Here is a 22,351-nt window from a genome sequence, read left to right on the forward strand (position 1 = left end):
GTCTGTTTTTTACTTACTGCGCAGCTTTTGACGCGCTGCCTGCCACATAGGTCTCAACGACAGTTCTGTCGTCACCCATCGTCAACATCAGGAACAGTTCTTCCGTCAGCGACGTGACCACTTCCATCTTCAGTGCCATGGCGGGTGTGGAGGAGGCGTTCAGGACGGTGATGTCAGCATCGGTCCCGGTATCGAGCGTGCCGATCCTGTCCACCATGGACAGGGCTTCAGCATTGCCGCGGGTCATCAGATACCAGCTTTCCAGAGGATTCAGCCGCTCACCGAGCAATTGCTGGATCTTATAGGCCTCATCCATCGTGCGCAGCATGGAGTAGCTGGAGCCGCCGCCAATATCGGTCGCGACCGCGATGCGCACAGGCTTTTCACGCCGTTGCAGCTTCTTCATCGGGAAAAGACCGGAGCCGATAAAGAGGTTGGAGGTTGGGCAGTGAACAGCGACAGCACCCGTCTCCGACAGAACGTCCGCTTCGCGATCGGACAGATGAATGGCGTGGCCAAGCAACGTCTTGTTGCCCATCAGGCCGTAGCGCACGTAAATGTCAGTGTAGTCGATCGCTTCCGGGTAGAGTTCGCACGTATATTTGATCTCGTCGAGATTTTCCGAAAGATGCGTCTGGATGAAGAGATCGGGAAACTCCTGCGCCAAGGCCTGGGCAGCTTCCATCTGCTTCGGCGTGGAGGTGATGGCAAAACGCGGAGTTATGGCAACATGGTTGCGACCCTTGCCATGCCAGTCGGCAATCACCTGGCGCGTCTCGTCATAGCCGAGTTCCGGCGTATCCAGGAGCCCTTGCGGCGCGTTTCGGTCCATCATCACCTTGCCGCCGACCATCAGCATGTTGCGCTTCAGGGCTTCGGCAAAGAAGGCATCGGCAGACGTCTTGTGGACGGAACAATAGGCGACCGCCGTGGTGGTGCCGTGGCGGATCAGCTCATCGTAGAAATGCGTTGCGATACGCTGAGCATGCGCGCTTTCGACAAAACGGCACTCTTCCGGGAACGTATAGGTGTTCAGCCATTCCAGAAGGTTTGCGGCATAGGAGCCGATCACTTGCATTTGCGGGAAATGCAGATGCATGTCGATGAGACCGGGCACGATCAGGTGAGGGCGGTGATCATTCTCCGTCACACCTTCGGGCGCCTGGGCACGAATATCGGTATACTCACCGATCGCTGCGATCTTTCCTTCGGAGACCAGCAATCCGCCATCCTCGATATAGAGATAGCTTGCGGTGTCGTTGATGGAGAAGGGGGCGCGCTTGAAGCTCAAAAGGCGTCCGCGCAGCAGCAGCATGCTCATTCAGTCTTTCCTTCAGAAACGGCGCTTTCATACCATGCGGTCAGCACCTTGCGTTCCTGTGGCGTGATCGCCGTAATGTTGCCGGGGGGCATGGCATGGGAGCGGCCCGCCTGTAAATAGATTTCCCGCGCATGGGCGGCAATTTGGGCATCGGTCTCAAGCTTCACCGCCTTCGGCGTGAAGGGAACGCCCTCCCACACCGGTTCGGCGGCATGGCACATGGAACAGCGTCCTTGGACCACGTCACGGGCGCTGGCGAAATGCGCGTCTGTGAGGAAGATTTGCTGGGCAGGCGATAGTTTTGCTGCAGCGGCCTCCTGTTCGCCTGTCAGTACTTTCGGGACGGTGGAGAGCCACATGATGAGGATGAAAATGATGGCCGTGACAAGCCACGTCCATGTCGGCTTGCCCTTGCGGGCATGGGTGGTGTTGAACCAGTGACGGATCGTCACGCCCATGAGGAAGACCAGCGCTGCAATGACCCAGTTGAACTGCGTGGCGAAGGCCAGCGGATAGTGGTTCGACAGCATGAAGAAGATGACGGGCAGCGTCAGATAGTTGTTATGGAGCGACCGCTGCTTGGCGATGCGGCCATATTTCGGGTCCGGCGTGCGACCTGCGATGAGATCTGCGACAACAATCTTCTGGTTGGGGATGATGATGAAGAAGACGTTGGCCGACATGATGGTGGCGGTGAAAGCGCCAAGGTGCAGGAAGGCGGCGCGACCGGTAAAGACCTGCGTATAGCCCCAGGCCATCGCGACCAGCGCTACATAGAGCACGATCATCAGGCCCCAGGTGTTGTTGCCGAGTGGGGATTTGCAGAGGAAATCGTAAAACAGCCAGCCGACGGCAAGTGAGGCGAGCGACAGGCTGATCGCCTGCAGCTGTGTGAGTTCCAGCACGGAATGATCGATGAGGAAGAGATCGGCACCGCCGTAATAGACAATACAGAGCATGGCAAAGCCGGAGAGCCAGGTGGCGTAGCTTTCCCATTTGAACCAGGTGAGATGTTCCGGCATCTGCGCGGGCGCGACCAGATATTTCTGGATGTGATAGAAGCCGCCGCCATGCACCTGCCACTCCTCGCCATAGGCGCCCGGTGGCATGTTCGGGCGTTTGACCAGCCCGAGATCGAGCGCGATGAAGTAGAAGGAAGAGCCGATCCAGGCAATAGCGGTGATCACGTGCAGCCAGCGAACGGCAAAGGCCATCCATTCCCACGCAATGGCGTATTCGTACATTCTGTTCCCCTGTCTTTGCATCGCACAATGCGAAAAATCGTTGTGCGATGGAAGAGGCAATGCGGTGTTTTGCGCAGGAATGTCGTGCGGTTTAGGCAGGTCGTCTCATCCCTCAAACAGCGTCGGCAAATTCCGAGAGGATCCAATCCCTGAAGATCTTGATCTTCGGCACATTGCGGCGGCTTTCCGGATAGACCAGCCAGTAGTCGTGCCCGTCATTGCAGACGAGGTCGAAGGGCTGGATCAGTCGCCCGGCGGCCATATCCTCGGCAAAATGGGTGGGGTTGACGATGGCGACGCCGTGTCCTGCCATGGCCGCCGCGGCTTCAAGATACTGAAAGCCGAAACTGCTGCCGGTACGGCTGTCGAGATCGGTGTCCGGCACGCCGGCTTCACGGAACCAGTGCTTCCACCACCGGTCCTGCGGGCTGATGATGGTGAGCTTCAGGAGGTCGGCTGGCTCTTTCAAGCCACCCATCTTTTCCACAAGAATAGGGCTGACGACGGGCGCGAAGTCCAGGCGCATGATGCGGTGGCCGATCAATCCCGGCCAGCTACCCTTGCCCCAGCGAATGCCGACATCGATGTTTTCACGCAAGAGATCGACGATCTCGTTGCTGAGCGCAAGGTGAACGGCCGTCTTGGGATTGGCCTCCTGAAAACTGCCGAGCCGCCGCGCGAGCCATTGCTGAGCAAAGGTCGGCGTGGCGGAGATGGTCAGCACGTCGGAGACGCTTTTGCGAGTATCGGCAACGGCTGTTTCCAGCATGGTCAGAGCTTCGGAGGTCTGCCGCGCCAGCTTCTCCGCCGCCGAAGTGAGCGTGACCTGCCGCGGGCGGCGCACGAAGAGCGTGGCGCCCACATAGTCCTCCAAGAGCTTGATCTGGTAGCTCACGGCTGTCTGCGTCATGCCAAGCTCGTCGCCCGCCTTGGTGAAGCTCAAATGCCGCGCCGCGCTTTCGAACACGCGCAGCGCGTTTAATGGGACGTTTCTCGACATCTTCATGGATAAGCTCTCTTCATCTGTACCCCCTGACGTTTCATTGGCTATCAGCGATAAAATCAAGCAAATTCTCCTCACAGCATCAAAACATCTGAGGAGACACAGCAATGGGTGCCATGGCGTTAAACGCCTGGCTGCGCATATTCGCGTGGCTATGGAACACAGATTGGTTCGGCGAAGGATATAAGCCGTCGGACACGCTTCACGATGAAGAGTTGAGCGACCATCTGAAGCGGGATCTCGGCTTCATCGAGGGGCGGAACCGGATTGGGCCGGAGCCCGTGCAACAAAGCGATGAATTGCGTGAAGCACTTCGGACGTCACCAAGGCCGCTATGATGGCGGGGCGTTTGTCTTTGACGAGCGTGCCGCCGATGGGCAGCACGAGATTGTCGAGCGTGCCGACATGCCCCTCGCGGGCGAGCCAGTTAGCGAAGGTGGCGCGCTTGGTCTTCGATCCGATCATGCCGACATAGGCAAGATCGTCCCGGCCAAGCGCTTCCTTGGCAATCAGAAAATCCAGCGCATGGTCATGGGTGACGATGATCGTCGCGCCGCCTGCGGGTATGTTGCTCACCATCGCTTCCGGTACCGCCGTCAGATGCGTCGAGACGGTGCCGGGGAGACCGATCAGCTCCTCACGGCGGGTTTCGATCACCGAGACGGACAGCGGTAGAAGCGACAGGCTGTTTACCAGTGCCTTGCCCACATGGCCGGCGCCGAAGATGAAAACGGCGGGTTGCTGATCCTCCGCGTCTTGCATTCGCTTGCTCAGCGCGACCGCGACCGCTTCCGTCACCTTGGTAAAGCGCAGAAGGGTTCGTCCGCCGCAGCATTGGCCAATTTCCGGGCCGAGCGGAATGTCCAGGACGTCTATCTCCGTCCTGCCATCCAGCATGGCACGGGCGTGATCGATCGCCATATATTCGAACTGCCCGCCGCCGATCGTTTCCCAGATGCGGGTGGTCGACACCAGCATGAAGGTGCCAGCTTCGCGTGGTGACGAGCCCTTGACGGCTTCGATCTCTACGAGGATCGCAGGTCCTTCGGAGAGGAACACGGTCAGTGTTTGGCTCACGGCTCTCGCCTCACACCTTCTTCAACCGCTCCACCGCCATCAGCACGCGCTCCGGCGTTGCCGGGGCATCGAGGCGTGGGCAGACCTTGTAATCAGCAACCGACGCAACCGCCATGGAGAGCGCTTCCAGAACCGAGTTGGCGAGCATGAAGGGCGGTTCGCCGACAGCCTTGGAGCGGCCGATCGTGGGTTCGGCGTTTTCGGACCATTCCGCCAGCTTGACGTTGAAGATCTTCGGACGGTCCGAGGCGAGCGGGATCTTATAGGTGGAGGGTGCGTGGGTGCGCAGCCGCCCCTTGCCATCCCACCACAGTTCCTCCGTCGTCAGCCAGCCCATGCCCTGAACGAAGCCGCCTTCGATCTGGCCGATGTCGATCGCCGGGTTCAGCGACTTGCCGACATCGTGGAGAATATCGGTGCGCTCCATCATGTACTCGCCGGTCAGCGTATCGATGGTGACTTCCGAGCAGGAGGCGCCGTAGGCGAAGTAGTAGAATGGCGTGCCGCGTCCGGCGGCGCGATCCCAATGGATTTTCGGGGTCTTGTAGAAGCCTGCGGCAGAGAGCTGCACGCGGGCAAAATAGGCCTGTCGAACGAGATCGTTGAAGGCGATTTCTTCTGCGCCGATACGAATGCGGTTCGGCAGGAAGGCGATATCCTGTTCCGTGACATTCCATTTTTCGGCGGCGAACTTGATCAGCCGTTCCTTGATCTGTCGGGCGGCATCAAGTGCTGCCATGCCGTTGAGATCGGTGCCGGAGGAGGCGGCAGTCGCCGAGGTGTTCGGCACCTTGCCGGTGGTGGTGGCGGTGATCTTGACCCGGCTGATATCGACCTGGAACGTATCGGCAATGACCTGCGCGACCTTGGTGTAAAGACCCTGGCCCATTTCCGTGCCGCCATGGTTCAGGTGGATGGAGCCGTCATTATAGACATGCACCAGCGCACCCGCCTGGTTGAAGGCGGTCATGGTGAAGGAGATGCCGAATTTCACCGGTGTCAGAGCAATGCCCTTGCGCAGGATCGGACTTGTGCGGTTGAACGCGACGATCGCCTCACGGCGCGCGCGGTAGTCGCTGGAGGTCTCCAACTCCTCCACCACGCGGGCAATGATGTTGTCTTCCACTTCCTGGTGATAGGGCGTGGTGGTGCGGCCAGAACCGGTCTCGCCATAGAAGTTCAGCTTGCGGATATCGAGCGGGTCCTTGCCGACCGCATAGGCGATTTCCTCGATGAAGCGCTCGGCACCCAGCATGCCCTGCGGGCCACCGAAACCGCGAAAGGCGGTGTTGGACACCGTGTGGGTTTTCAACGGCTTGGAGGCAAGCTTTACATGCGGGTAGAAGTAGCTCGAATCCGCATGAAAAAGTGCGCGATCGGTGACGGGGCCGGAGAGATCAGATGAGAAGCCGCAACGGGCGGCATAGGTCGCATCGACTGCGTGAATGCGCCCTTCGTCATCGAAGCCCAGTTCGTAATCGACGCGGAAATCGTGACGCTTGCCGGTGGCGACCATGTCTTCGTCGCGGTCCGGGCGGATTTTGACAGCACGCTTCAGCTTCTTGGCTGCGATGGCGCAGAGTGCGGCAAACTGGTTGCCCTGCGTCTCCTTGCCGCCGAAGCCGCCGCCCATGCGCCGGACCTGCACGGTGACGGCATTGGAGGGCACCTGCAGAATATGGCTGACGATATGCTGGATTTCGCTTGGGTGCTGGGTGGAACTCCACACCGTCACCTCGTCATCCTCTCCGGGCACCGCCATGGCGATATGGCCTTCGAGATAGAAATGCTCCTGCCCGCCGATGCGCATGGTGCCGGTCAGGCGACGCGGTGCGACATCCATCTCCACATCCGCATCGCCGCGTTGCAGCACCATGCCGGGGGTAACGAGCGGCTCGCCATTTTCAAGCGAGGCGTCGATATCGGTGAAGTGCGGCAGATCCTTGTAGGTGATCTTCGCCTTGCGCGCCGCATGGCGGGCAATCTCGCGGGTCTCGGCAAAGACGGCAAATATCGGCTGGCCGTGGAATTGCACCAGTTTCTCCGCCAGCAGCGGCTCGTCATGGCGCCCGCCGGAGGAGACGTCGTTCTCGCCCGGCACGTCCTTGCCGGTCATCACCCAGATGACGCCGGGGGTGGCTTCGACCTCGGAGAGATCCATGGATACGATTTCGGCATGGGCGCGGTCCGAAAGGCCAAGCGCGCCGTGGATCAGACCTGCGGGTTCTGGAATGTCGTCGATATATTCGGCACTTCCGGTGACGTGCTTATGCGCTGAATCATGGCGCAGCGACCCATGCATCTTGCCATCGACGTCAGTCTTGGCGCGTTCGAATGTGGTGGTGTCCATGTGTCAGACCTCCTCAAGCGCAAAGCGCTTGATCTCCTGCGGCGTGCCCGATGTCTCCAGGAAGAAACGGGTCAGCAGGTTCTTTGCCGTCAGCTGACGATACTGCGCGGTGGCGCGCCAGTCGGTCAGCGGCTGGAAATCCGCGTCGATCGTATCGCGCGCGGCATCGATGGTGTCTTGCGTCCAGGCCTTGCCCTTCAGAGCGTCTTCCAGGGCCTTCGCCCGCTTCGGCGTGCCGGCCATGCCGCCAAAGGCGATGCGGACGTCCTGCACGGTGCCGTCTTCGCCAAGGGTCAGATGATAGGCGGCGCAGAGTGCCGAGATATCCTCGTCACGGCGCTTGGAAATCTTGTAGATGGCGAAGTGGCTGTCGTTGGTTGGCAAGGGCACCTCGATCTTCTCGACGAATTCGCCGGGAAGCCTGTCCTGCTTACCGTACTCGATGAAGAAGGTTTCGAGCGGCATCGTGCGGCTGCCGGAGGAAGAGCGCAGCGTCAGCGTCGTACCCAGCGCAATGAGCGGCGGGGGCGTGTCGCCGATGGGCGAGCCGTTGGCGATGTTGCCGCCGATCGTTCCCATGTTACGCACCTGCTGTCCGCCGAGGCGATCGATCAGCCGTCCGAATGCCGGGATGTTGTCTGCAAGCGTGTCAAAGGCCTGGGCGTAGGTCACGCCGGCACCGATCGAAATCCTACCGTCGGCAACCGAGATCGACTGCAGCTCGCTCAGGTGATTGATGAAGATGACGGTCTTAAGCTCCCGCATCTGCTTTGTGACCCAAAGGCCGACATCCGTCGAACCTGCAACGAGGGTCGCCTTGGGTTCTGCGGCATAGGCATTGGCAAGCTCGGTGAGATTGCCCGGAATGATGGTGCGATGGCCGTCCTTGGTAACCGTGATCGTGTCGTTCTGCTGAATGCCCCAGAGGCGCGACATGATGGTGGCGCGGTCGCTTTCGATCGGGTCGAACAGCGTGCTTGGCCTGGCAGCGGTCACGCTTTCGGCGGCCTTGACGATGGGCTCATAGCCGGTGCATCGACAGAGATTGCCTTGCAGCGCCTTTTCGATATCGGCGCGCGAGGGCTTGTCGCTGGACAGCCAGAGACCGTAAAGCGACATGACGAAGCCCGGCGTGCAAAAGCCGCATTGCGAGCCATGATAATCCACCATGGCCTGCTGAACCGGGTGGAGCGTACCATCCTTGCCGGCCAGATGCTCTACCGTGACGATATGCGTGCCATGCAGCGAGCCGAGGAAACGGATGCAGGCATTGACGCTTTCATAGCGTAGCGAGCCTTCCAGGAGCCTGCCGATCAGCACGGTGCAGGCGCCACAGTCGCCCTCGGCACAGCCTTCCTTCGTGCCCGTCAGGCGTTTGCGCAGCCTCAGATAGTCGAGCAGGGTTTCCGTCGGCGCGAAGTCCGACAGAGTAATCGTCTCGTTATTGAGGATGAAGCTGATTGCGTCTTTCATGCACTGCCTTCGTCTTTGTTCCGGTTTCGGGTTCGGCCCGAATGAATTGTGGTGTTCGATCTACTGCGCGGTCCAGCCGCCGTCGATGGAAATATGCGTGCCGGTGATCTGCTTTGCCGCGTCGCTTGCGAGAAAGAGTGCCGTTGCCGCCACATCTTCCACAGCCACGAATTCCTTGGTGGCCTGCAGGCGCAAGAGCACGTCGTTCTTGACCGCCTCTTCACTGATGCCGCGGGCCTTGGCTGTATCCGGTATCTGCTTTTCCACCAGCGATGTCAGCACATAGCCGGGGCAGATGGCATTCACGGTGATGCCGGTTTCGGCCAGTTCCAGTGCCGCGGATTTCGTCAGGCCCATGATACCATGTTTTGCCGCAACATAGGCAGATTTGAATGGCGAGGCGACAAGTCCGTGGGCCGACGCGATGTTGATGATACGGCCTTTGCCGGCGGTCTTCATCAGCGGGATGACGGCGCGCATAGTGTGAAAGGCGCTTGTCAGATTGATGGCGATGATGCGGTCCCACTCTTCCGGCGGAAACTCGTCTACTGGTGCCACATGCTGGACGCCCGCATTGTTGACCAGCACATCCACCGAGCCGAGCTTCTCCTGCGTAGTCTTGACGAGATCGAAAATCTCCTCCGGCTTCGTCATGTCGGCGGAGTGATAGAGCACGCGCGTGCCGCTTTCCGCCTCCATCAAAAGCCTGTTGCTTTCGATGTCGTCGGGGTCGCCGAAGCCGTTCAGCATGACGTTGCAGCCATTATTGGCGAAGGCTTGCGCGATGCCCAAGCCAATTCCGCTGGTCGAGCCCGTAACGATCACTGTCCTTAGCATGCGTTCCCCTTTTTTCGACGTCGATGCAAGACTTTACAGCACGTTATGCTCAAACCGGGGGAACTGGCAATTGGATTCGAAACCGACGCCGCTTGTGGCTTGACTTTGTCTGTTGAGCATATTGTGGTGCGCGCGACTGATTTCAGGGAGGAATGAATGGGCGGATACGTTATCGCCATTGACCAGGGCACCACGTCCACGCGCGCGATCATCTTCGACGGATCGATGAAGGTGGTTGGAACGGGCCAGAAGGAGTTTCGGCAGATCTTCCCGAATTCCGGTTGGGTGGAGCACGATCCGGAGGAAATCTGGGAAACGGTCGTCTGGTCGATCAAGCAGGCGCTGGACAAAGCCAGTCTCAAGGGCTCCGACATCGCCGCCATCGGCATCACCAACCAGCGTGAGACGACGCTGATCTGGGATCGCGAAACCGGCAAGCCGCTGCACAATGCCATTGTCTGGCAAGATCGACGTACGAGCAAGCTTTGCGACAAGCTGAAGAAGGCCGGGCATGAGAAGGTTTTCGCCAAGCGCACCGGTCTGCTGCTCGACCCTTACTTCTCTGGCACCAAGCTTTCCTGGCTGCTCTCCAATGTGAAGGGCGCGCGCAAGAGGGCGGAGAAGGGCGAGCTTTGCTTCGGCACGGTCGATACCTTCCTCATCTGGCGGCTGACGGGCGGCAAGTCCTTCGTGACCGACGCCACCAATGCCTCGCGCACGCTGATGTTCAACATCGAGAAGAATGTCTGGGACAAGGAACTTCTCGACATTCTCGACGTGCCGAAATCCGTCCTGCCGGAAGTTCTGGATTGCGCCGCGGACTTCGGCATTGCCGATGCTGACCTGTTCGGCGCGGAAATTCCGATCCTGGGTGTCGCCGGAGATCAGCACGCTGCCGTCATCGGCCAGGCCTGCTTCTCTCCCGGCATGCTGAAATCCACTTATGGAACGGGCTGCTTTGCGCTTTTGAACACGGGCGAGGACATCGTTCGCTCCAAGAACCGGCTGCTGACAACGATCGCCTATCGCCTGGATGGCAAGTCCTATTACGCGCTGGAAGGCTCGATCTTTGTTGCCGGTGCTGCGGTTCAGTGGCTGCGCGATGGGCTGAAGATGATCGGCTCCGCACCGGAAACCGGGGCGCTTGCGGACAAGGCAGACGATGCGCAGGAAGTCTATCTCGTGCCCGCCTTCGTCGGTCTCGGCGCCCCCTGGTGGGATGCCGAAGCACGCGGCGCAATGTTCGGCCTGACGCGCGGCACCGGCCCTGCGGAATTTGCCCGCGCGGCACTGGAAGCCGTCTGCTACCAGACCGGTGACCTGCTGGATGCCATGCATAAGGACTGGAAGAACGACGATTGCGATATCGTCCTTCGCGTCGATGGCGGCATGGTTGCCTCCGACTGGACGATGCAGCGCTTGTCCGACCTGATCGATGCGCCTGTCGACCGTCCGGTGATCCTCGAAACCACCGCACTTGGTGCCGCATGGCTTGCGGGCAGCCGGGCAGGGGTGTGGCCGGACATGAAGGCCTTTGCCGAAACCTGGGCGCGCGACCGCCGCTTCGAGCCGAAGATGGATGACGAGGTGCGCACGCGGAAACTCAAAGGCTGGAAGAATGCGGTGCGCCGAACGCTCAGCAACGTTTGAGCGCACGACGCATCTGATTTCCTGGCCGCATGACACCAGCTCAAACGTCTTGGACCAAGAGGTAGAACAGCCCTGTAACCAAGGGCAACAACCTCTCAGGTGTCATCCTCGCCCTTGAGGCGAGGATCCATAAGCCATTGACGCTATTGGAAAACGAGGATGACGGTAAGGAGCGGTTCACCCTCATCGCACCGTCGTGCGGAAGAGGCATCCCTACCTGAGATGACAGAGCACACGGACGATGATCAGTGCGTCGTGTAGCAAGCCACCCATCGAGAAATTCGAAGCGTCCGGTTCAGATTTTGAATTTGCGCCGGTGCCTTTCGCTCTCTATCTCAGAAGTTCAATTGAGCGAGGAGCGCGCGCATGGAACTTGGCCTTTACACCTTTGCCGATGTCAATCCGAACCCGGCTGATGGTCGTGGCCCGGAAGGTGCGCGTCGCCTGAAGAACCTTTTGGAAGAGATCGAGCTTGCCGATCAGGTGGGGCTCGATGTCTTCGGCCTGGGGGAGCATCATCGTCCCGATTACGTTGTGTCATCGCCTTCGACCGTGCTCGCGGCTGCAGCGGTCAAGACCAAGACCATCCGCCTTTCCAGTGCCGTTTCGGTTCTGAGCTCCGATGATCCGATCCGCGTCTTCCAGCAGTTCGCCACCGTCGATCTGTTGTCGAATGGGCGCGCCGAGATCATGGCGGGGCGCGGCTCCTTCATCGAGTCCTACCCGCTCTTCGGCTACAATCTCGAGGACTATGACGATCTCTTCGCCGAGAAGCTCGATCTGCTTCTGGCAGTGAGAGACCGCGAAATCGTCACTTGGTCTGGTGAAAAGCGTGCGCCGATCAACGGGCGCGGTATCTATCCCCGTCCGTTGCAAGAGGCTCTGCCCGTCTGGATCGCGGTTGGCGGTACGCCGCAATCGGTGGCGCGAGCCGGTGCCATGGGTCTGCCGGTGGCGCTTGCCATCATCGGTGGCGAATATCGCCGCTTTGCTCCGCTCTTCGATCTCTACCGGGAAGCCGCGCGCCGAGCAGGTCAGCCGCTCGAAAAACAGAAGACCAGCATCAATGTTCACGGCTTCATCGCCGACACCACCGACAAGGCGGCCGACCAGTTCTATGGCCCGCAGGCGGAGGTGATGAACCGGATTGGCCGCGAGCGCGGCTGGGGTCCGACCAACCGGGCGCATTACGATATGGCGCGAAGTGCGGAGGGCAATCTCTTCCTCGGCGAGCCGGAACTGGTGGCGGAAAAGATCATCAAGGCGCATGGCGTCTTCAAGAATGATCGCTTCCTGTTGCAGATGGCAATCGGTCTGATGCCGCATGATCAGATCATGCGCGGGATCGAGCTTTACGGCACGAAAGTCGCCCCAATCGTCAGAAAAGAATTGACTGGCAGTGCGGATAGGGCGAAAGCCACGGCATGATCGGGCGCCTTTTGGCGCCCTTTGCCGAAGACATTGCGCAGGATATGGACGCAGAATGGTTATCTCGACGGAAGAAGAGCTCGAAAAGCTGAAGGATGTTGGCCGGATTTGCGCCCTTGCGATGCAGACGATGGCCGACGCGCTTGAGCCGGGGATCACCACCGCCGAACTCGACGCCATCGGTCGCAATATCCTGGAAAGCAATGGTGCGCAGTCGGCACCGGAATTCTGCTACCAGTTTCCGGGCGCCACCTGCATCAGCGTCAACGAGGAAGTGGCCCACGGCATTCCAGGCCCGCGCATCATCAAGGCGGGTGACCTCGTCAATATCGATGTGTCGGCGGTGAAGGACGGCTTCTTTGGCGATACCGGCTCTTCCTATGCCGTGCCTCCGGTCAAGAAGGACATCGAACGCCTTTGCCGCGATGGCAAACGCGCTCTTTGGACCGGGTTGCAGCAGGTGAAAGCGGGCAGGCCGCTTGCCGATATCGGCAACTCCATCGGCGCTTTTGCCAAGAAGAACCGCTACACGCTGATCACCAATCTCGCCAGTCACGGCATTGGCCGGTCGCTGCACGAGGAGCCGAAGGAGCTTGCCACCTGGCCGGACAAGGACGAAACCCGGATCATGACCGACGGGCTGGTCTTCACCGTGGAACCGTTTCTCTCTACGGGCGCCTATTGGGCCGAAGATGGCGATGACGACCCTTGGACGCTGTTCAGCGACCCGAGCGCGCCGACCGTGCAGTTCGAGCACACCGTGATCGCCACCAAAAACGGACCGCTGATCCTGACGCTTGCCGAGTAAGGCGGGCGCTCTTGCACGGCTTCGCTGTAATGCGGCTGTCATGTTGCAGCCGCGATATCCAGTTTTGGCTTACATCTTCGTAACTTAGCGTTTGCTGCATTGCGTCGGCGAGGTGTCTGGCCTAATTTCTCCCAAAATCTGCTTCGCCAATAATGGCTGATCTCAAGCTCGCGAGAGTTCGAACGTGTTTCATTCATTCTTTCCCAAACCCAAGTTGTTTTTTACCTCTGCCATTGTTTGGTCCTTGCTCATGATAGGCCTCTGGTACGCAGGCGGGAGAAACTGGGGTGCGGCACTCGGCATGCGTCCAGCAACACCAGGAGAGCCGCCGATCACGGGCGTATCGATTTTCTGGTCCCCGCCATTCCTTTGGTTTTACATCTATTACACCGCTGCCGTGCTTGTATTTGCGGGCTTCTGGTTCACCTACAGCCCACACCGCTGGCAGATGTGGTCCGTTCTCGGCTCTGCCCTCATTGTCTTTGCGACCTATTTCTCCGTGCAAGTCAGCGTGGCGATGAACGCATGGTACGGCCCATATTATGACCTCATCCAGCAAGCGCTTGCCAAGACAGCGCCGGTGACTGCCGAGCAGCTTTATCTCGGCCTTGTCGGCGTTTCAGGCATTCTGTTTTTTGCGATCACTGTCGGCGTGCTCAATCTCTTCTTCGTCAGCCACTATATCTTCCGTTGGCGCACGGCGATGAACGACTTCTATATGGCAAACTGGGATAGGCTTCGTCACATCGAAGGCGCTTCGCAGCGTGTTCAGGAAGACACGATGCGCTTCTCCTCGACCGTCGAGGGGTTGGGTGTCGGTTTCGTCAGGGCCATCATGACCCTGATCGCGTTCCTCCCCGTCCTCTTCACCTTCTCCGAAACCATCAACGAGTTGCCGATTATCGGTTACGTCCCGCATGCTCTGGTGTGGGCGGCGATCTTGTGGTCGCTCTTCGGAACGGGCTTTCTTGCACTTGTGGGTATCAAGCTACCCGGCCTCGAATTTCGCAATCAGCGCGTGGAAGCGGCCTATCGTAAGGAGCTGGTCTATGGTGAAGACCACGCAGATCGTGCTCAGCCGCCGACCGTGCAGGAGCTGTTTTCGAACGTCCGGAAGAACTATTTCCGGCTCTATTTTCATTACATGTATTTCAACGTTGCCCGCATTTTCTATCTGCAGGCTGACAACATCTACAGCTTGATCGTTCTCATTCCATCAATCGCAGCAGGCAAGGTGACGCTTGGCGTGTTCACGCAGATCGGCAACGTGTTCGATCAGGTGCGCGGATCGTTCCAGTATCTCATCAATTCCTGGACGACGATCGTCGAATTGATGTCGATCTACAAACGTCTGAAAGCGTTTGAGGCTGCTATCTACGACCAACCGCTACCGGAGATCGATCAGCGCTATTTGAAGCGTGAAGCGGAAGAGGGCGAGTTGGCGGCGGACAAGCCGTAAAGCTCGAAGCGTTCAACTCTGACACCCACCCCCGCATTAAGCCGGGGTCCAGCCGGAGGATTCGTGCTGGCCCGCTTCCGGCTGGGGCCGGAATGATGGTCAATTGAAAGCCGTTGACTGAAAATGAGACTGCGTCGCTGCGCCTGCAGCACTTGCTCTCTCACCCTTGCGACTTTTCCTTCCGCCGCGCGTCGATCATCGGCATCGCCTCTTCATAGCTGACGCAGGCGACATCGTCCTTCTTGCAGACTTCGCGCAGCAGGCGCTCATAGGCGTTCCAATAGGCGCCGCCATTCATCTTGACGAAATGGAAGCCGAGTTGGAGGGGGATGCGTTCGCCCTCATATTGCTTGTCGAAGGCGGCGCGGAAGGCCTTGTAGGCGCGTTCTTCGAATTCGGCGGACTTTGCGGGCGTCTCGATTGCCATGGAGTGGCGGACGAAGAGATTGTAATCCATGGCAATGATCGGCCGGTCGCCCGGCCCTTCCGGGATCAGCGGCAGGCCGAAATGTTCGATGCCATCCTTGCGCACGGGCCATGCCGGCCCTTTCGTGATGCTGGTGGCGTCGAAGACGAAGCCATGTTTTTTCTGTGCGGCGGTGAGCGCATCGCCTTGCGACAGGTAGGGCGCACGGAAGCCATTGATGCCGCGCACGAAATCATGCCAGCCCTGCGGCTCCTCATCCTTCTTGCCGATTGCCGCCCAGGCGTTTCCAAGCGTGCTGGTGAAGGTGGTAAACTCTGCGTCCCATTGATCCGCCGTCCAGTTGCCGCCATCGAAGTGGCCGCAGGTGTGGTTGGCGATTTCGTGGCCTTCCTGGCGGGCGTCCCAGATGTGGTGCAGGCGCGTTGCCACTTCTTCCACCGACTGGCCGAAACCGACATTGGAGCGGCCGAGTTTCTGGCCCGGCCCCTGATAGCTCTTGGCGCTGGTCTTGCGGTCCATCACCAGCGTGCAGGCAAGAAAATAGGTGAAATGCGCGCCAACTTCCTTGGCGGTGGCGCGGCTTCTGGCCCACAGCGCATTGTCGCCTGCGCCATCGAAGGACACCAGCACGAGCTGCTTTGGCTTTGCCGTACCTTCGACAGCCTGCGCATAGGCTTGCGGCGCGCAGGCGAGAGAGAGGGTAATGAGGGCAAGCGAACGCAACATGAGGGAACCACGCGGAGTTTTCAAAAGCGGCCTTTTGAGCTTGGAATAAGGCGAAGCTTTGATTTGACTGGCTTTTTCCAGGGGTTATACCAAAGATCACCGATGCTGATCCCTTCGATAGCCCGGAAATCGGCCGCCGGGGGCGTCGAAATCCTCGACCGATGAAAAAGCATCGCTCTGCGGTTTCTCCTACCCGGGCGACCGTTTCCAGGCTATCCAAGGGGTCAGCATCAGTGATCTTTGGTATTCGCCATAACTCATTGTCAAAAGATTATCTTCCCCCGCGCAAGGACGCCACCATGCTTCTGCTCGTCGTCTCTCTCATCCTGTTCTTCGCCACCCATTCTCTCAGGCTTTTTGCGCCGGGGCTTCGTGCGCGTCTGATCGATACCATGGGCGAAAAGCCCTTCAAGGGCGTCTATTCGCTCGTCAGCATTCTCACCATCGCCTTCATTGCCTATGCCTTCAATGAAGCGCGGCAGGTGACGGGCATGCTTTACTATCCGCCGGTCTGGATGGCTCATATCGCGGTCACGCTGATGCTCATTGCGATGATCTGTCTTGTGGCAAGTGCCCTGCCGGCCGGGCACATCGCGACGAAGACCAAGCATCCGCTGATCCTTTCGGTGAAGATCTGGGCTTTCTCGCATCTGCTTGCCAATGGCGAGACCTCCTCCGTCATCCTCTTCGCCTCCTTCCTCGCCTGGGGCGTGGTGATGCGGATTGTCCTCAAGCGCCGTGCACGCGCAGGTGAAAATCTCATTCGCCCCTTCGTTTCGGCGCGTTACGATGCGATCGCCGTTCTTCTTGGCGTGGTGCTGTGGGCAGCATTCATCTGGAAGCTGCACGAATGGTTGATCGGCGTCCAACCGATTGCGATGTAGGAAACTGACGTTTCCCCCTTACATCTCAGGGAAAATAGGCTAGAAGGCCCACCAATAAATGTGGTTGGCCTTTTTGCGGCTTGCCGCAACCAAATTGCCTTGGCATGTCCGCAGACCGATCGGCTTTTCGCCTTTCGGTGCGGGTAACGGAGAATTCGATGGCGAACGAGAATGACAGCTTCATCCGCGAAGTGAACGAGCAGATCCGCTCAGAAAAATTGAGCAACTTCTGGGGTCGTTACGGCGCGGTCGTGATTGGCGCTGCCGTTTTGATCGTGCTCGCTTCTGCGGGCGCCGGCATTTACGAATATTGGAGCAACAGCCGGGCTTCGGCGTCTGGCGACCAGTTCTCCAACGCATTGAAGCTTGCCTCCGAGGGCAAGAATGACGAAGCGTTGAAGGCACTGACGGAACTGGAAAGTGCCGGCCACGGCGAGTACCCGATCCTCGCCAAGTTCCGCGCTGCAACGCTTCTGGCGCAGAAGGGCGATGCCGCTGGCGCTATCGCAGCCTTTACCGCGATTGGCAGCGACTCCAGCGCGCCGCAGATTTTCCGGGACATGGCAAAGGTGCGCGCGGCGTTCCTTCTGATTGACAACGGCACATATGAGCAGGTCTCGGCAGAGGTAGAAGCGCTGTCCAGCGATGGCCAGCCGCTACGCAACTCCGCCCGCGAAGCGCTTGGTCTTGCCGCTTACAAGGCTGGCAATCTTGCCCAGGCAAAGCAGTGGTTCGAACTCATCACCGGTGATTCCCAAGCGCCGCGCAATGTGGCGAACCGGGCGCAGGTCCTGCTCGATAATATTGCCGCATCCGGCAAGGCAGCGTAAATTCTCATTTCCTGCAGCGACGGGCGGTCATAAGGATCGCCGCGAACTGCATCGGTTTTCTGTTGAAGGCGTCGGACCGGAGCCCGTTGGGTTTCCGGTCCGACGCTATAGAAGTTAGGGCACTATCATGACCTTCACCGTCGCCATCGTCGGACGTCCGAATGTCGGCAAATCCACGCTTTTCAACCGTCTGGTTGGCAAGAAGCTGGCGCTTGTGGATGACACGCCAGGCGTGACCCGCGACCGTCGTCCGGGCGACGCCAAGCTCGTGGATCTGCGTTTCACCATCATCGATACCGCGGGTCTCGAGCAATCCGCACCGGAGACGCTGCAGGGTCGCATGTGGGCGCAGACGGAAGAGGCGATCGAGGAAGCCGATCTGACGCTTTTCGTCGTCGACGCCAAATACGGCCTGACACCGGCCGACCAGACGCTCGGCGAAATGCTGCGCCGTCGCGGCAAGCCGGTCGTCCTTGTTGCCAACAAGTCAGAAGCCCGTGGCTCCGATGGCGGTTTCTACGACGCCTATACGCTCGGTCTTGGCGAGCCATGCCCGATCTCTGCCGAGCACGGGCAGGGCATGATCGATCTGCGCGATGCCATCGTTGCCGCGATCGGTGAAGATGTCGCCTTCCCGCCGGAAGACGATTTCGAAGAGGCTGAAACCGACGTCGTGCTCTCCGGTGAAGAGGAAGAAGACGAGGATTACGAGCCCGCCTATGACGACACCAAGCCGTTGCGCGTTGCGATCATCGGTCGCCCGAATGCCGGCAAGTCGACGCTGATCAACCGCTTTCTCGGTGAAGACCGTCTTCTGACCGGTCCGGAAGCCGGTATTACCCGCGACAGTATCTCGGTCGAATGGGATTGGCGCGGCCGCACCATCAAGATGTTCGACACCGCTGGCATGCGTCGCAAGGCGAAGGTGACCGAGAAGCTGGAGAAGCTTTCGGTGGCGGATTCGCTGCGCTCCATCCGTTTCGCCGAAACCGTCGTCATCGTCTTCGATTCCACCATTCCTTTCGAGAAGCAGGATCTGCAACTCGTCGATCTGGTCATCCGTGAGGGCCGCGCTGCGGTGCTCGCCTTCAACAAGTGGGATCTGGTCGAGGATGCGCAGGCGTTTCTCGCCGATTTGCGTGAAAAGACCGAGCGCCTTCTGCCGCAGGCGCGCGGCATTCGTGCCGTTCCAATTTCCGGCCAGACGGGCTATGGCCTCGACCGGCTGATGCAGAGCATCATCGACACCGACAAGGTGTGGAACCGCCGTATCTCCACCGCCAAGCTCAATCGCTGGCTGGATATGCAGGTTACACAGCATCCGCCACCGGCCGTGTCGGGCCGTCGTCTGCGCCTGAAATACATGACGCAGGTCAAGGCCCGCCCACCAGCCTTTATGATCTCCTGCACACGGCCCGAGGCCATTCCGGAATCCTACACACGCTATCTGGTGAACGGTCTGCGCAAGGATTTCGACATGCCGGGCGTGCCGATCCGGGTGCATTATCGCGGGTCGGACAATCCCTTCGAGCATAAGGCGAAGAAGCGGTAGTCAGGGGTTTGGCTCGCTGAGGGCCGCCTCACACTCCGTGATCCTTGGGCTTGACCTGAGGATCATGTTTTCAAGCGCTTACGGGTGGGGCTATGGATCCTCGGGTCGAGCCCGAGGATGACGGCAGGGGACTTGGGAGAGGGTATCTCCCGTCCCTGTGCCGATATGATGGCGTGATGCCCGCGCTCGTCTCGTGAATTTCAAATGTCAGGTCAAACATCATGCTGATCAAGCAGAGCGACTATCATCGCATCTATCGCGTCATCAACAGCCTGCTTCTTAACGAGAACGCCGATCCCGCCACGGCATCGATGTATTTCAGCACATTTGGTGCCTTCATTCTGGAGCACCACTACAAGGTGAAGGCGAAGCCGAAGGGTGGGCTGGCGGCTTATAATCTTGGCGGCACGATGCTGCTGTTTGCCGATCATCGCGAAGACGGCCACGTGACGGGTGCTGGCGAGAACTTTCACTGCTGGGTGGAGGCAGATGGCTGGGCGATCGATTTCATGGCGCCTGCATTTCCGCAAGCGGCACACGGCCTCTCGGTTCCGCCGAAGATGTTCCAGAAGCCTTTGTCATCCATGGCTTCTTCCATCAACGACTTGGCCCAGTCGGGCGACTTCTTCTTCAAGCATGAGGCAGAGGCGATGGCGCAGCGCTTCGCCGACTGGCGGAAGCATGGAATGATCGGCGATCTCGCCTCCATCGCAGCCGGCTGGTTTCGCAAGTCTCCCAAGCAGATGCGAAGCGAGATTTCCGTCAACGACAGCAATGGCAAGAGCCGCACGATCCCGCTCGCAGGCAATATGCTGAACGGCGCTTGGTGATCTAAAGCATGCGCGCAGACGTGTACCGCGGTTTTGCGATAAGGGGACGGCCTGCGTAACCTCGCGGCAGCCGCCTGACGTCAATCAGCAGCCCGACCCCGTTCTAAAGATAACGGCAGTCGCGTCCTGACGCCTTCTGCCAGCAATGGGCTCGTGCGTCCACTGAAAATGCAGGCAATTTGCCTGTAATCCGCTCACATCGCATGGGCGGCGCAGAAGCCGGGGAGGCCGCTGGTGGCAGCAGAGGTCACGTTGTCGAGAAACTGGCGGGACGCCTTTTCCCATGAATAGTTGCGGGAAACGGCAAGGGCTGCCTCCGGGGAGCAATCGAGTGCGGCAAGGCAGGCCTTGCGCAAATCCGAGCTGAGCGCACCCGCCTTCGGATGGCCGCCAAGAATATCAAGCGGGCCGGTCACCGGGAAGGCTGCGACCGGTACGCCGCTCGAGAGTGCTTCGAGAATGGTGTTGCCGAAGGTGTCGGTCTTGGACGGAAAGACAAAGACGTCGGCCTGCGCATAGGCCTTTGCCAGGTCCTCGCCGGTCTTCACGCCGGTGAAGAGCACATCGGGATGTTTCTGCTGAAGCTCGGCGCGGGCAGGGCCGTCACCGACAACGACCTTTGAGCCCGGCAGATCGAGATCGAGAAACTCCGGCAGGTTCTTTTCCACCGAAACGCGGCCAATGGTCATGAAGATCGGGCGAGGGAGGCCGAAGGGACGCTCCTCCTTCTGTCTGGGACGGAAGAGCTTGGCGTCGATGCCGCGGCTCCAGCGTTTGAGGTTCTTCACGCCTTTGGATTGGAGCTCCGTTTCGAGGCTCGGCGTTGCCACCATGCAGGCGCTACCGCCATTGTGGAACCAGCGCACGAAGCCGTAGAGCCAGCTTTCCGGCACGGGGAAGCGGGCCGCCACATATTCTGGAAAACGCGTGTGGTAGCTGGTGGAAAAGCCCATGCCGTGCTTGATGCACCAGCGGCGCGCCATGAAGCCGAGCGGACCTTCCGTCGCAATATGCACATAGGATGGCTGGCTCTTCTCGATTTCCTTCGAAACCCGGCGATAGCTCGCGACGGAAAGGCGAATTTCCGGATAGGTGGGGCAGGGAATGGAGTGGAAGCTCTGCGGCGTCACCATGCGAACCTCGACGCCCATGCGTTCAAGCTCGACATTGGTGTTCTCGATGGAGCGCACCACGCCGTTGACCTGGGGATGCCATGCATCCGTGACGATGGTAATTCTGGTCATGCCGTGCCGACCCTCGCCGCTTGCGACTCTCCGGTGATCCACCGGCCTTCGGGTATATGCGACAGGCGTGTTACAGCATCATGTCAGCGGATTCAAAGCGGATGGCGAAGTTTGATATTCGCTCATCACGCTTCAAATCCTGGTCTTTTCGGATGTCGTTATCGCAAAACCGCTGCATGCGTTTGCGCGACGTCCTTCAGGCTTTCGGCAGCAGGTCCGGGCTGATCAGCGCGCCGTGGTGGCCGATGACGGTGGCGGCAGCCTTGGCGGCGAAAGTGGCCGCTTCTTCGGGTGTGCTGCCGGTGACGAAGCGGGACAGGAAGGCGCCGTTGAAGCTGTCTCCGGCACTCGTCGTATCCACCACCTTTACGGCCTGCTCGGCAGGCGCGTGGCTGCGCTCACCGCCGAAATCGAGCGTTGCGCCCTTTGCGCCATCTTTCACCACAATGTTGGCGACGCCGAGCGCGCGATAGCGCGCGATGGTCGCCTCCACATCCGTGTCACCAAAGTTACCAGCCTCGTCATCGAAGCTTGGCATGACGAGCGTGGCAGCGCGCGCACCATTGGTGATCGTCTCCAGCATGATCTCGCGGTTGGCCCAAAGCCGCGGGCGGATATTGGGATCGAACACGACCTGCTTGCCGGACGCCTTGGCGCGGCGCAGTTCGGAGAGGAATGTGTCGACCGCAATCGGTGTGGCGAGAATGGCAAGGGTAATGCCGGAGAAATAGACGATGTCGGCCGCGTCGATAGTCTCGCGCAGATGATCGGCATCAGCCGCCAGCTGGCGGGCGGCAGAGGTGCTGCGCCAATAGCTGAAGGTGCGCTCACCGTCTTTCAGGTTGATGAGGTAGAGGCCAGGCGTGCCGCCCGCAATTCGGGAGATATACTGCGTGCCGATGCCGGCACCCTCGATGAAGGACAGCATCTCCTGCGACAGGGGATCGTCACCCAGCGCGGTGAAATAATCCACCGACCAGTCCTGCTGCAGGCAGGCGCGTGCATACCAGGCGGTGTTCAGCGTGTCGCCGGCAAAGCCCTTGCGCAGCAGGCCGTCACCGGCTTGCGAAAGCTCCACCATGCATTCGCCGATCGAAAGAAACCGTCCACCCACTGCACTCTCCTCCTGTCGTGACGCTTCGCCATTACGACGCCGTGGGCCGGCTTGCAAGGGCGGCGAAAGCCGATTGCGGGTCTCTTCTCACATT

General features: G+C 59.6%; 18 protein-coding genes. 8 read left to right on the forward strand and 10 right to left on the reverse strand.

What is annotated here, in order from left to right; genetic code table 11:
* Nucleotides 1–13: 13 nt before the first annotated feature.
* From guaD to AC07U5_RS04810, 7 genes are all read right to left on the reverse strand, one after another.
* A complete protein-coding gene (gene guaD, locus AC07U5_RS04780) occupies nucleotides 14–1,321 on the reverse strand; it encodes a guanine deaminase (protein ID WP_494722423.1) in 1,308 nt (435 codons plus the stop codon).
* Nucleotides 1,318–2,565, reverse strand: coding sequence for a urate hydroxylase PuuD (puuD, locus tag AC07U5_RS04785; protein WP_494722424.1), 1,248 nt, complete (start codon nucleotides 2,563–2,565; stop codon nucleotides 1,318–1,320). The genes guaD and puuD overlap by 4 nt, the downstream gene beginning before the upstream one ends.
* 112 nt (nucleotides 2,566–2,677) lie before the next feature.
* Nucleotides 2,678–3,571 (reverse strand): LysR substrate-binding domain-containing protein, encoded by an 894-nt coding sequence (locus tag AC07U5_RS04790; RefSeq protein WP_494722425.1) that lies wholly within the window; start codon nucleotides 3,569–3,571, stop codon nucleotides 2,678–2,680.
* Between the two features lie 243 nt (nucleotides 3,572–3,814).
* Nucleotides 3,815–4,645, reverse strand: a complete 831-nt coding sequence (gene xdhC / locus AC07U5_RS04795) for a xanthine dehydrogenase accessory protein XdhC (protein ID WP_494722426.1) — start codon at nucleotides 4,643–4,645, stop codon at nucleotides 3,815–3,817.
* 10 nt (nucleotides 4,646–4,655) lie between these two features.
* Complete coding sequence (xdhB, locus tag AC07U5_RS04800; RefSeq protein WP_494722427.1) at nucleotides 4,656–6,995, reverse strand: xanthine dehydrogenase molybdopterin binding subunit; 2,340 nt, start codon at nucleotides 6,993–6,995, stop codon at nucleotides 4,656–4,658.
* Nucleotides 6,996–6,998: 3 nt separating this feature from the next.
* Complete coding sequence (xdhA, locus tag AC07U5_RS04805) at nucleotides 6,999–8,468, reverse strand: xanthine dehydrogenase small subunit (RefSeq protein WP_494722428.1); 1,470 nt, start codon at nucleotides 8,466–8,468, stop codon at nucleotides 6,999–7,001.
* A gap of 60 nt (nucleotides 8,469–8,528) precedes the next feature.
* Nucleotides 8,529–9,305, reverse strand: coding sequence for a 3-hydroxybutyrate dehydrogenase (locus tag AC07U5_RS04810; protein WP_494722429.1), 777 nt, complete (start codon nucleotides 9,303–9,305; stop codon nucleotides 8,529–8,531).
* A 156-nt stretch (nucleotides 9,306–9,461) separates the two neighbouring features.
* On the opposite strand from AC07U5_RS04810, the gene glpK reads away from it, so the two are divergent.
* The 4 genes from glpK to sbmA all read left to right on the forward strand — a co-directional run bounded on the left by glpK (nucleotide 9,462) and on the right by sbmA (nucleotide 14,650).
* A complete protein-coding gene (glpK, locus tag AC07U5_RS04815; RefSeq protein WP_494722430.1) occupies nucleotides 9,462–10,955 on the forward strand; it encodes a glycerol kinase GlpK in 1,494 nt (497 codons plus the stop codon).
* Nucleotides 10,956–11,321: 366 nt separating this feature from the next.
* Complete coding sequence (locus AC07U5_RS04820) at nucleotides 11,322–12,383, forward strand: LLM class flavin-dependent oxidoreductase (protein ID WP_494722431.1); 1,062 nt, start codon at nucleotides 11,322–11,324, stop codon at nucleotides 12,381–12,383.
* A gap of 55 nt (nucleotides 12,384–12,438) precedes the next feature.
* Nucleotides 12,439–13,191 carry a type I methionyl aminopeptidase gene (gene map, locus AC07U5_RS04825; protein ID WP_062426321.1) on the forward strand — a complete coding sequence of 251 codons (753 nt, stop codon included), beginning with the start codon at nucleotides 12,439–12,441 and terminating at the stop codon, nucleotides 13,189–13,191.
* Between the two features lie 184 nt (nucleotides 13,192–13,375).
* Nucleotides 13,376–14,650 (forward strand): peptide antibiotic transporter SbmA, encoded by a 1,275-nt coding sequence (sbmA, locus tag AC07U5_RS04830; protein ID WP_494722432.1) that lies wholly within the window; start codon nucleotides 13,376–13,378, stop codon nucleotides 14,648–14,650.
* Between the two features lie 160 nt (nucleotides 14,651–14,810).
* Here the strand turns inward: sbmA and AC07U5_RS04835 are convergent, their stop codons facing one another.
* Nucleotides 14,811–15,803: a polysaccharide deacetylase family protein gene (locus tag AC07U5_RS04835; RefSeq protein ID WP_494722433.1), complete on the reverse strand. Its 993-nt coding sequence runs from the start codon at nucleotides 15,801–15,803 to the stop codon at nucleotides 14,811–14,813.
* A 299-nt stretch (nucleotides 15,804–16,102) separates the two neighbouring features.
* Here AC07U5_RS04835 and AC07U5_RS04840 point away from each other — a divergent pair, with 299 nt between their 5' ends.
* The 4 genes from AC07U5_RS04840 to AC07U5_RS04855 all read left to right on the forward strand — a co-directional run bounded on the left by AC07U5_RS04840 (nucleotide 16,103) and on the right by AC07U5_RS04855 (nucleotide 19,899).
* Nucleotides 16,103–16,687, forward strand: coding sequence for an NnrU family protein (locus tag AC07U5_RS04840; protein WP_494722434.1), 585 nt, complete (start codon nucleotides 16,103–16,105; stop codon nucleotides 16,685–16,687).
* A 158-nt stretch (nucleotides 16,688–16,845) separates the two neighbouring features.
* Entirely contained in the window at nucleotides 16,846–17,517 is a 672-nt protein-coding gene (locus tag AC07U5_RS04845) for a tetratricopeptide repeat protein (RefSeq protein ID WP_494722435.1), read from the forward strand.
* A gap of 127 nt (nucleotides 17,518–17,644) precedes the next feature.
* Entirely contained in the window at nucleotides 17,645–19,069 is a 1,425-nt protein-coding gene (gene der / locus AC07U5_RS04850) for a ribosome biogenesis GTPase Der (protein WP_062426326.1), read from the forward strand.
* Nucleotides 19,070–19,290: 221 nt separating this feature from the next.
* Nucleotides 19,291–19,899 carry a DUF2026 family protein gene (locus AC07U5_RS04855; RefSeq protein ID WP_062598732.1) on the forward strand — a complete coding sequence of 203 codons (609 nt, stop codon included), beginning with the start codon at nucleotides 19,291–19,293 and terminating at the stop codon, nucleotides 19,897–19,899.
* Nucleotides 19,900–20,093: 194 nt separating this feature from the next.
* On the opposite strand, the gene AC07U5_RS04860 is transcribed toward AC07U5_RS04855, so the two are convergent.
* Both AC07U5_RS04860 and AC07U5_RS04865 read right to left on the reverse strand, forming a co-directional pair.
* Nucleotides 20,094–21,143, reverse strand: coding sequence for a bifunctional monoglucosyl/glucuronosyl diacylglycerol synthase (locus tag AC07U5_RS04860; RefSeq protein ID WP_062598731.1), 1,050 nt, complete (start codon nucleotides 21,141–21,143; stop codon nucleotides 20,094–20,096).
* Between the two features lie 196 nt (nucleotides 21,144–21,339).
* The gene (locus AC07U5_RS04865) at nucleotides 21,340–22,257 is read right to left on the reverse strand and encodes a sugar kinase (RefSeq protein ID WP_274101970.1); all 918 of its coding nucleotides are present in this window, start codon (nucleotides 22,255–22,257) and stop codon (nucleotides 21,340–21,342) included.
* Nucleotides 22,258–22,351 lie beyond the last annotated feature (94 nt).

The organism is Agrobacterium sp. GW821-FHT02D03 (genome assembly GCF_059421725.1).

Coding starts and splice junctions, on each gene's coding strand:
- AC07U5_RS04820 (WP_494722431.1), top strand. CDS start 11,322: ATGGAACTTGGCCTTTACACCTTTGCCGATGTCAATCCGAACCCGGCT.
- AC07U5_RS04860 (WP_062598731.1), bottom strand. CDS start 21,143: ATGACCAGAATTACCATCGTCACGGATGCATGGCATCCCCAGGTCAAC.
- xdhA (WP_494722428.1), bottom strand. CDS start 8,468: ATGAAAGACGCAATCAGCTTCATCCTCAATAACGAGACGATTACTCTG.
- AC07U5_RS04845 (WP_494722435.1), top strand. CDS start 16,846: ATGGCGAACGAGAATGACAGCTTCATCCGCGAAGTGAACGAGCAGATC.
- AC07U5_RS04840 (WP_494722434.1), top strand. CDS start 16,103: ATGCTTCTGCTCGTCGTCTCTCTCATCCTGTTCTTCGCCACCCATTCT.
- der (WP_062426326.1), top strand. CDS start 17,645: ATGACCTTCACCGTCGCCATCGTCGGACGTCCGAATGTCGGCAAATCC.
- AC07U5_RS04810 (WP_494722429.1), bottom strand. CDS start 9,305: ATGCTAAGGACAGTGATCGTTACGGGCTCGACCAGCGGAATTGGCTTG.
- xdhB (WP_494722427.1), bottom strand. CDS start 6,995: ATGGACACCACCACATTCGAACGCGCCAAGACTGACGTCGATGGCAAG.
- puuD (WP_494722424.1), bottom strand. CDS start 2,565: ATGTACGAATACGCCATTGCGTGGGAATGGATGGCCTTTGCCGTTCGC.
- AC07U5_RS04790 (WP_494722425.1), bottom strand. CDS start 3,571: ATGAAGATGTCGAGAAACGTCCCATTAAACGCGCTGCGCGTGTTCGAA.
- map (WP_062426321.1), top strand. CDS start 12,439: ATGGTTATCTCGACGGAAGAAGAGCTCGAAAAGCTGAAGGATGTTGGC.
- AC07U5_RS04835 (WP_494722433.1), bottom strand. CDS start 15,803: ATGTTGCGTTCGCTTGCCCTCATTACCCTCTCTCTCGCCTGCGCGCCG.
- AC07U5_RS04855 (WP_062598732.1), top strand. CDS start 19,291: ATGCTGATCAAGCAGAGCGACTATCATCGCATCTATCGCGTCATCAAC.
- guaD (WP_494722423.1), bottom strand. CDS start 1,321: ATGAGCATGCTGCTGCTGCGCGGACGCCTTTTGAGCTTCAAGCGCGCC.
- glpK (WP_494722430.1), top strand. CDS start 9,462: ATGGGCGGATACGTTATCGCCATTGACCAGGGCACCACGTCCACGCGC.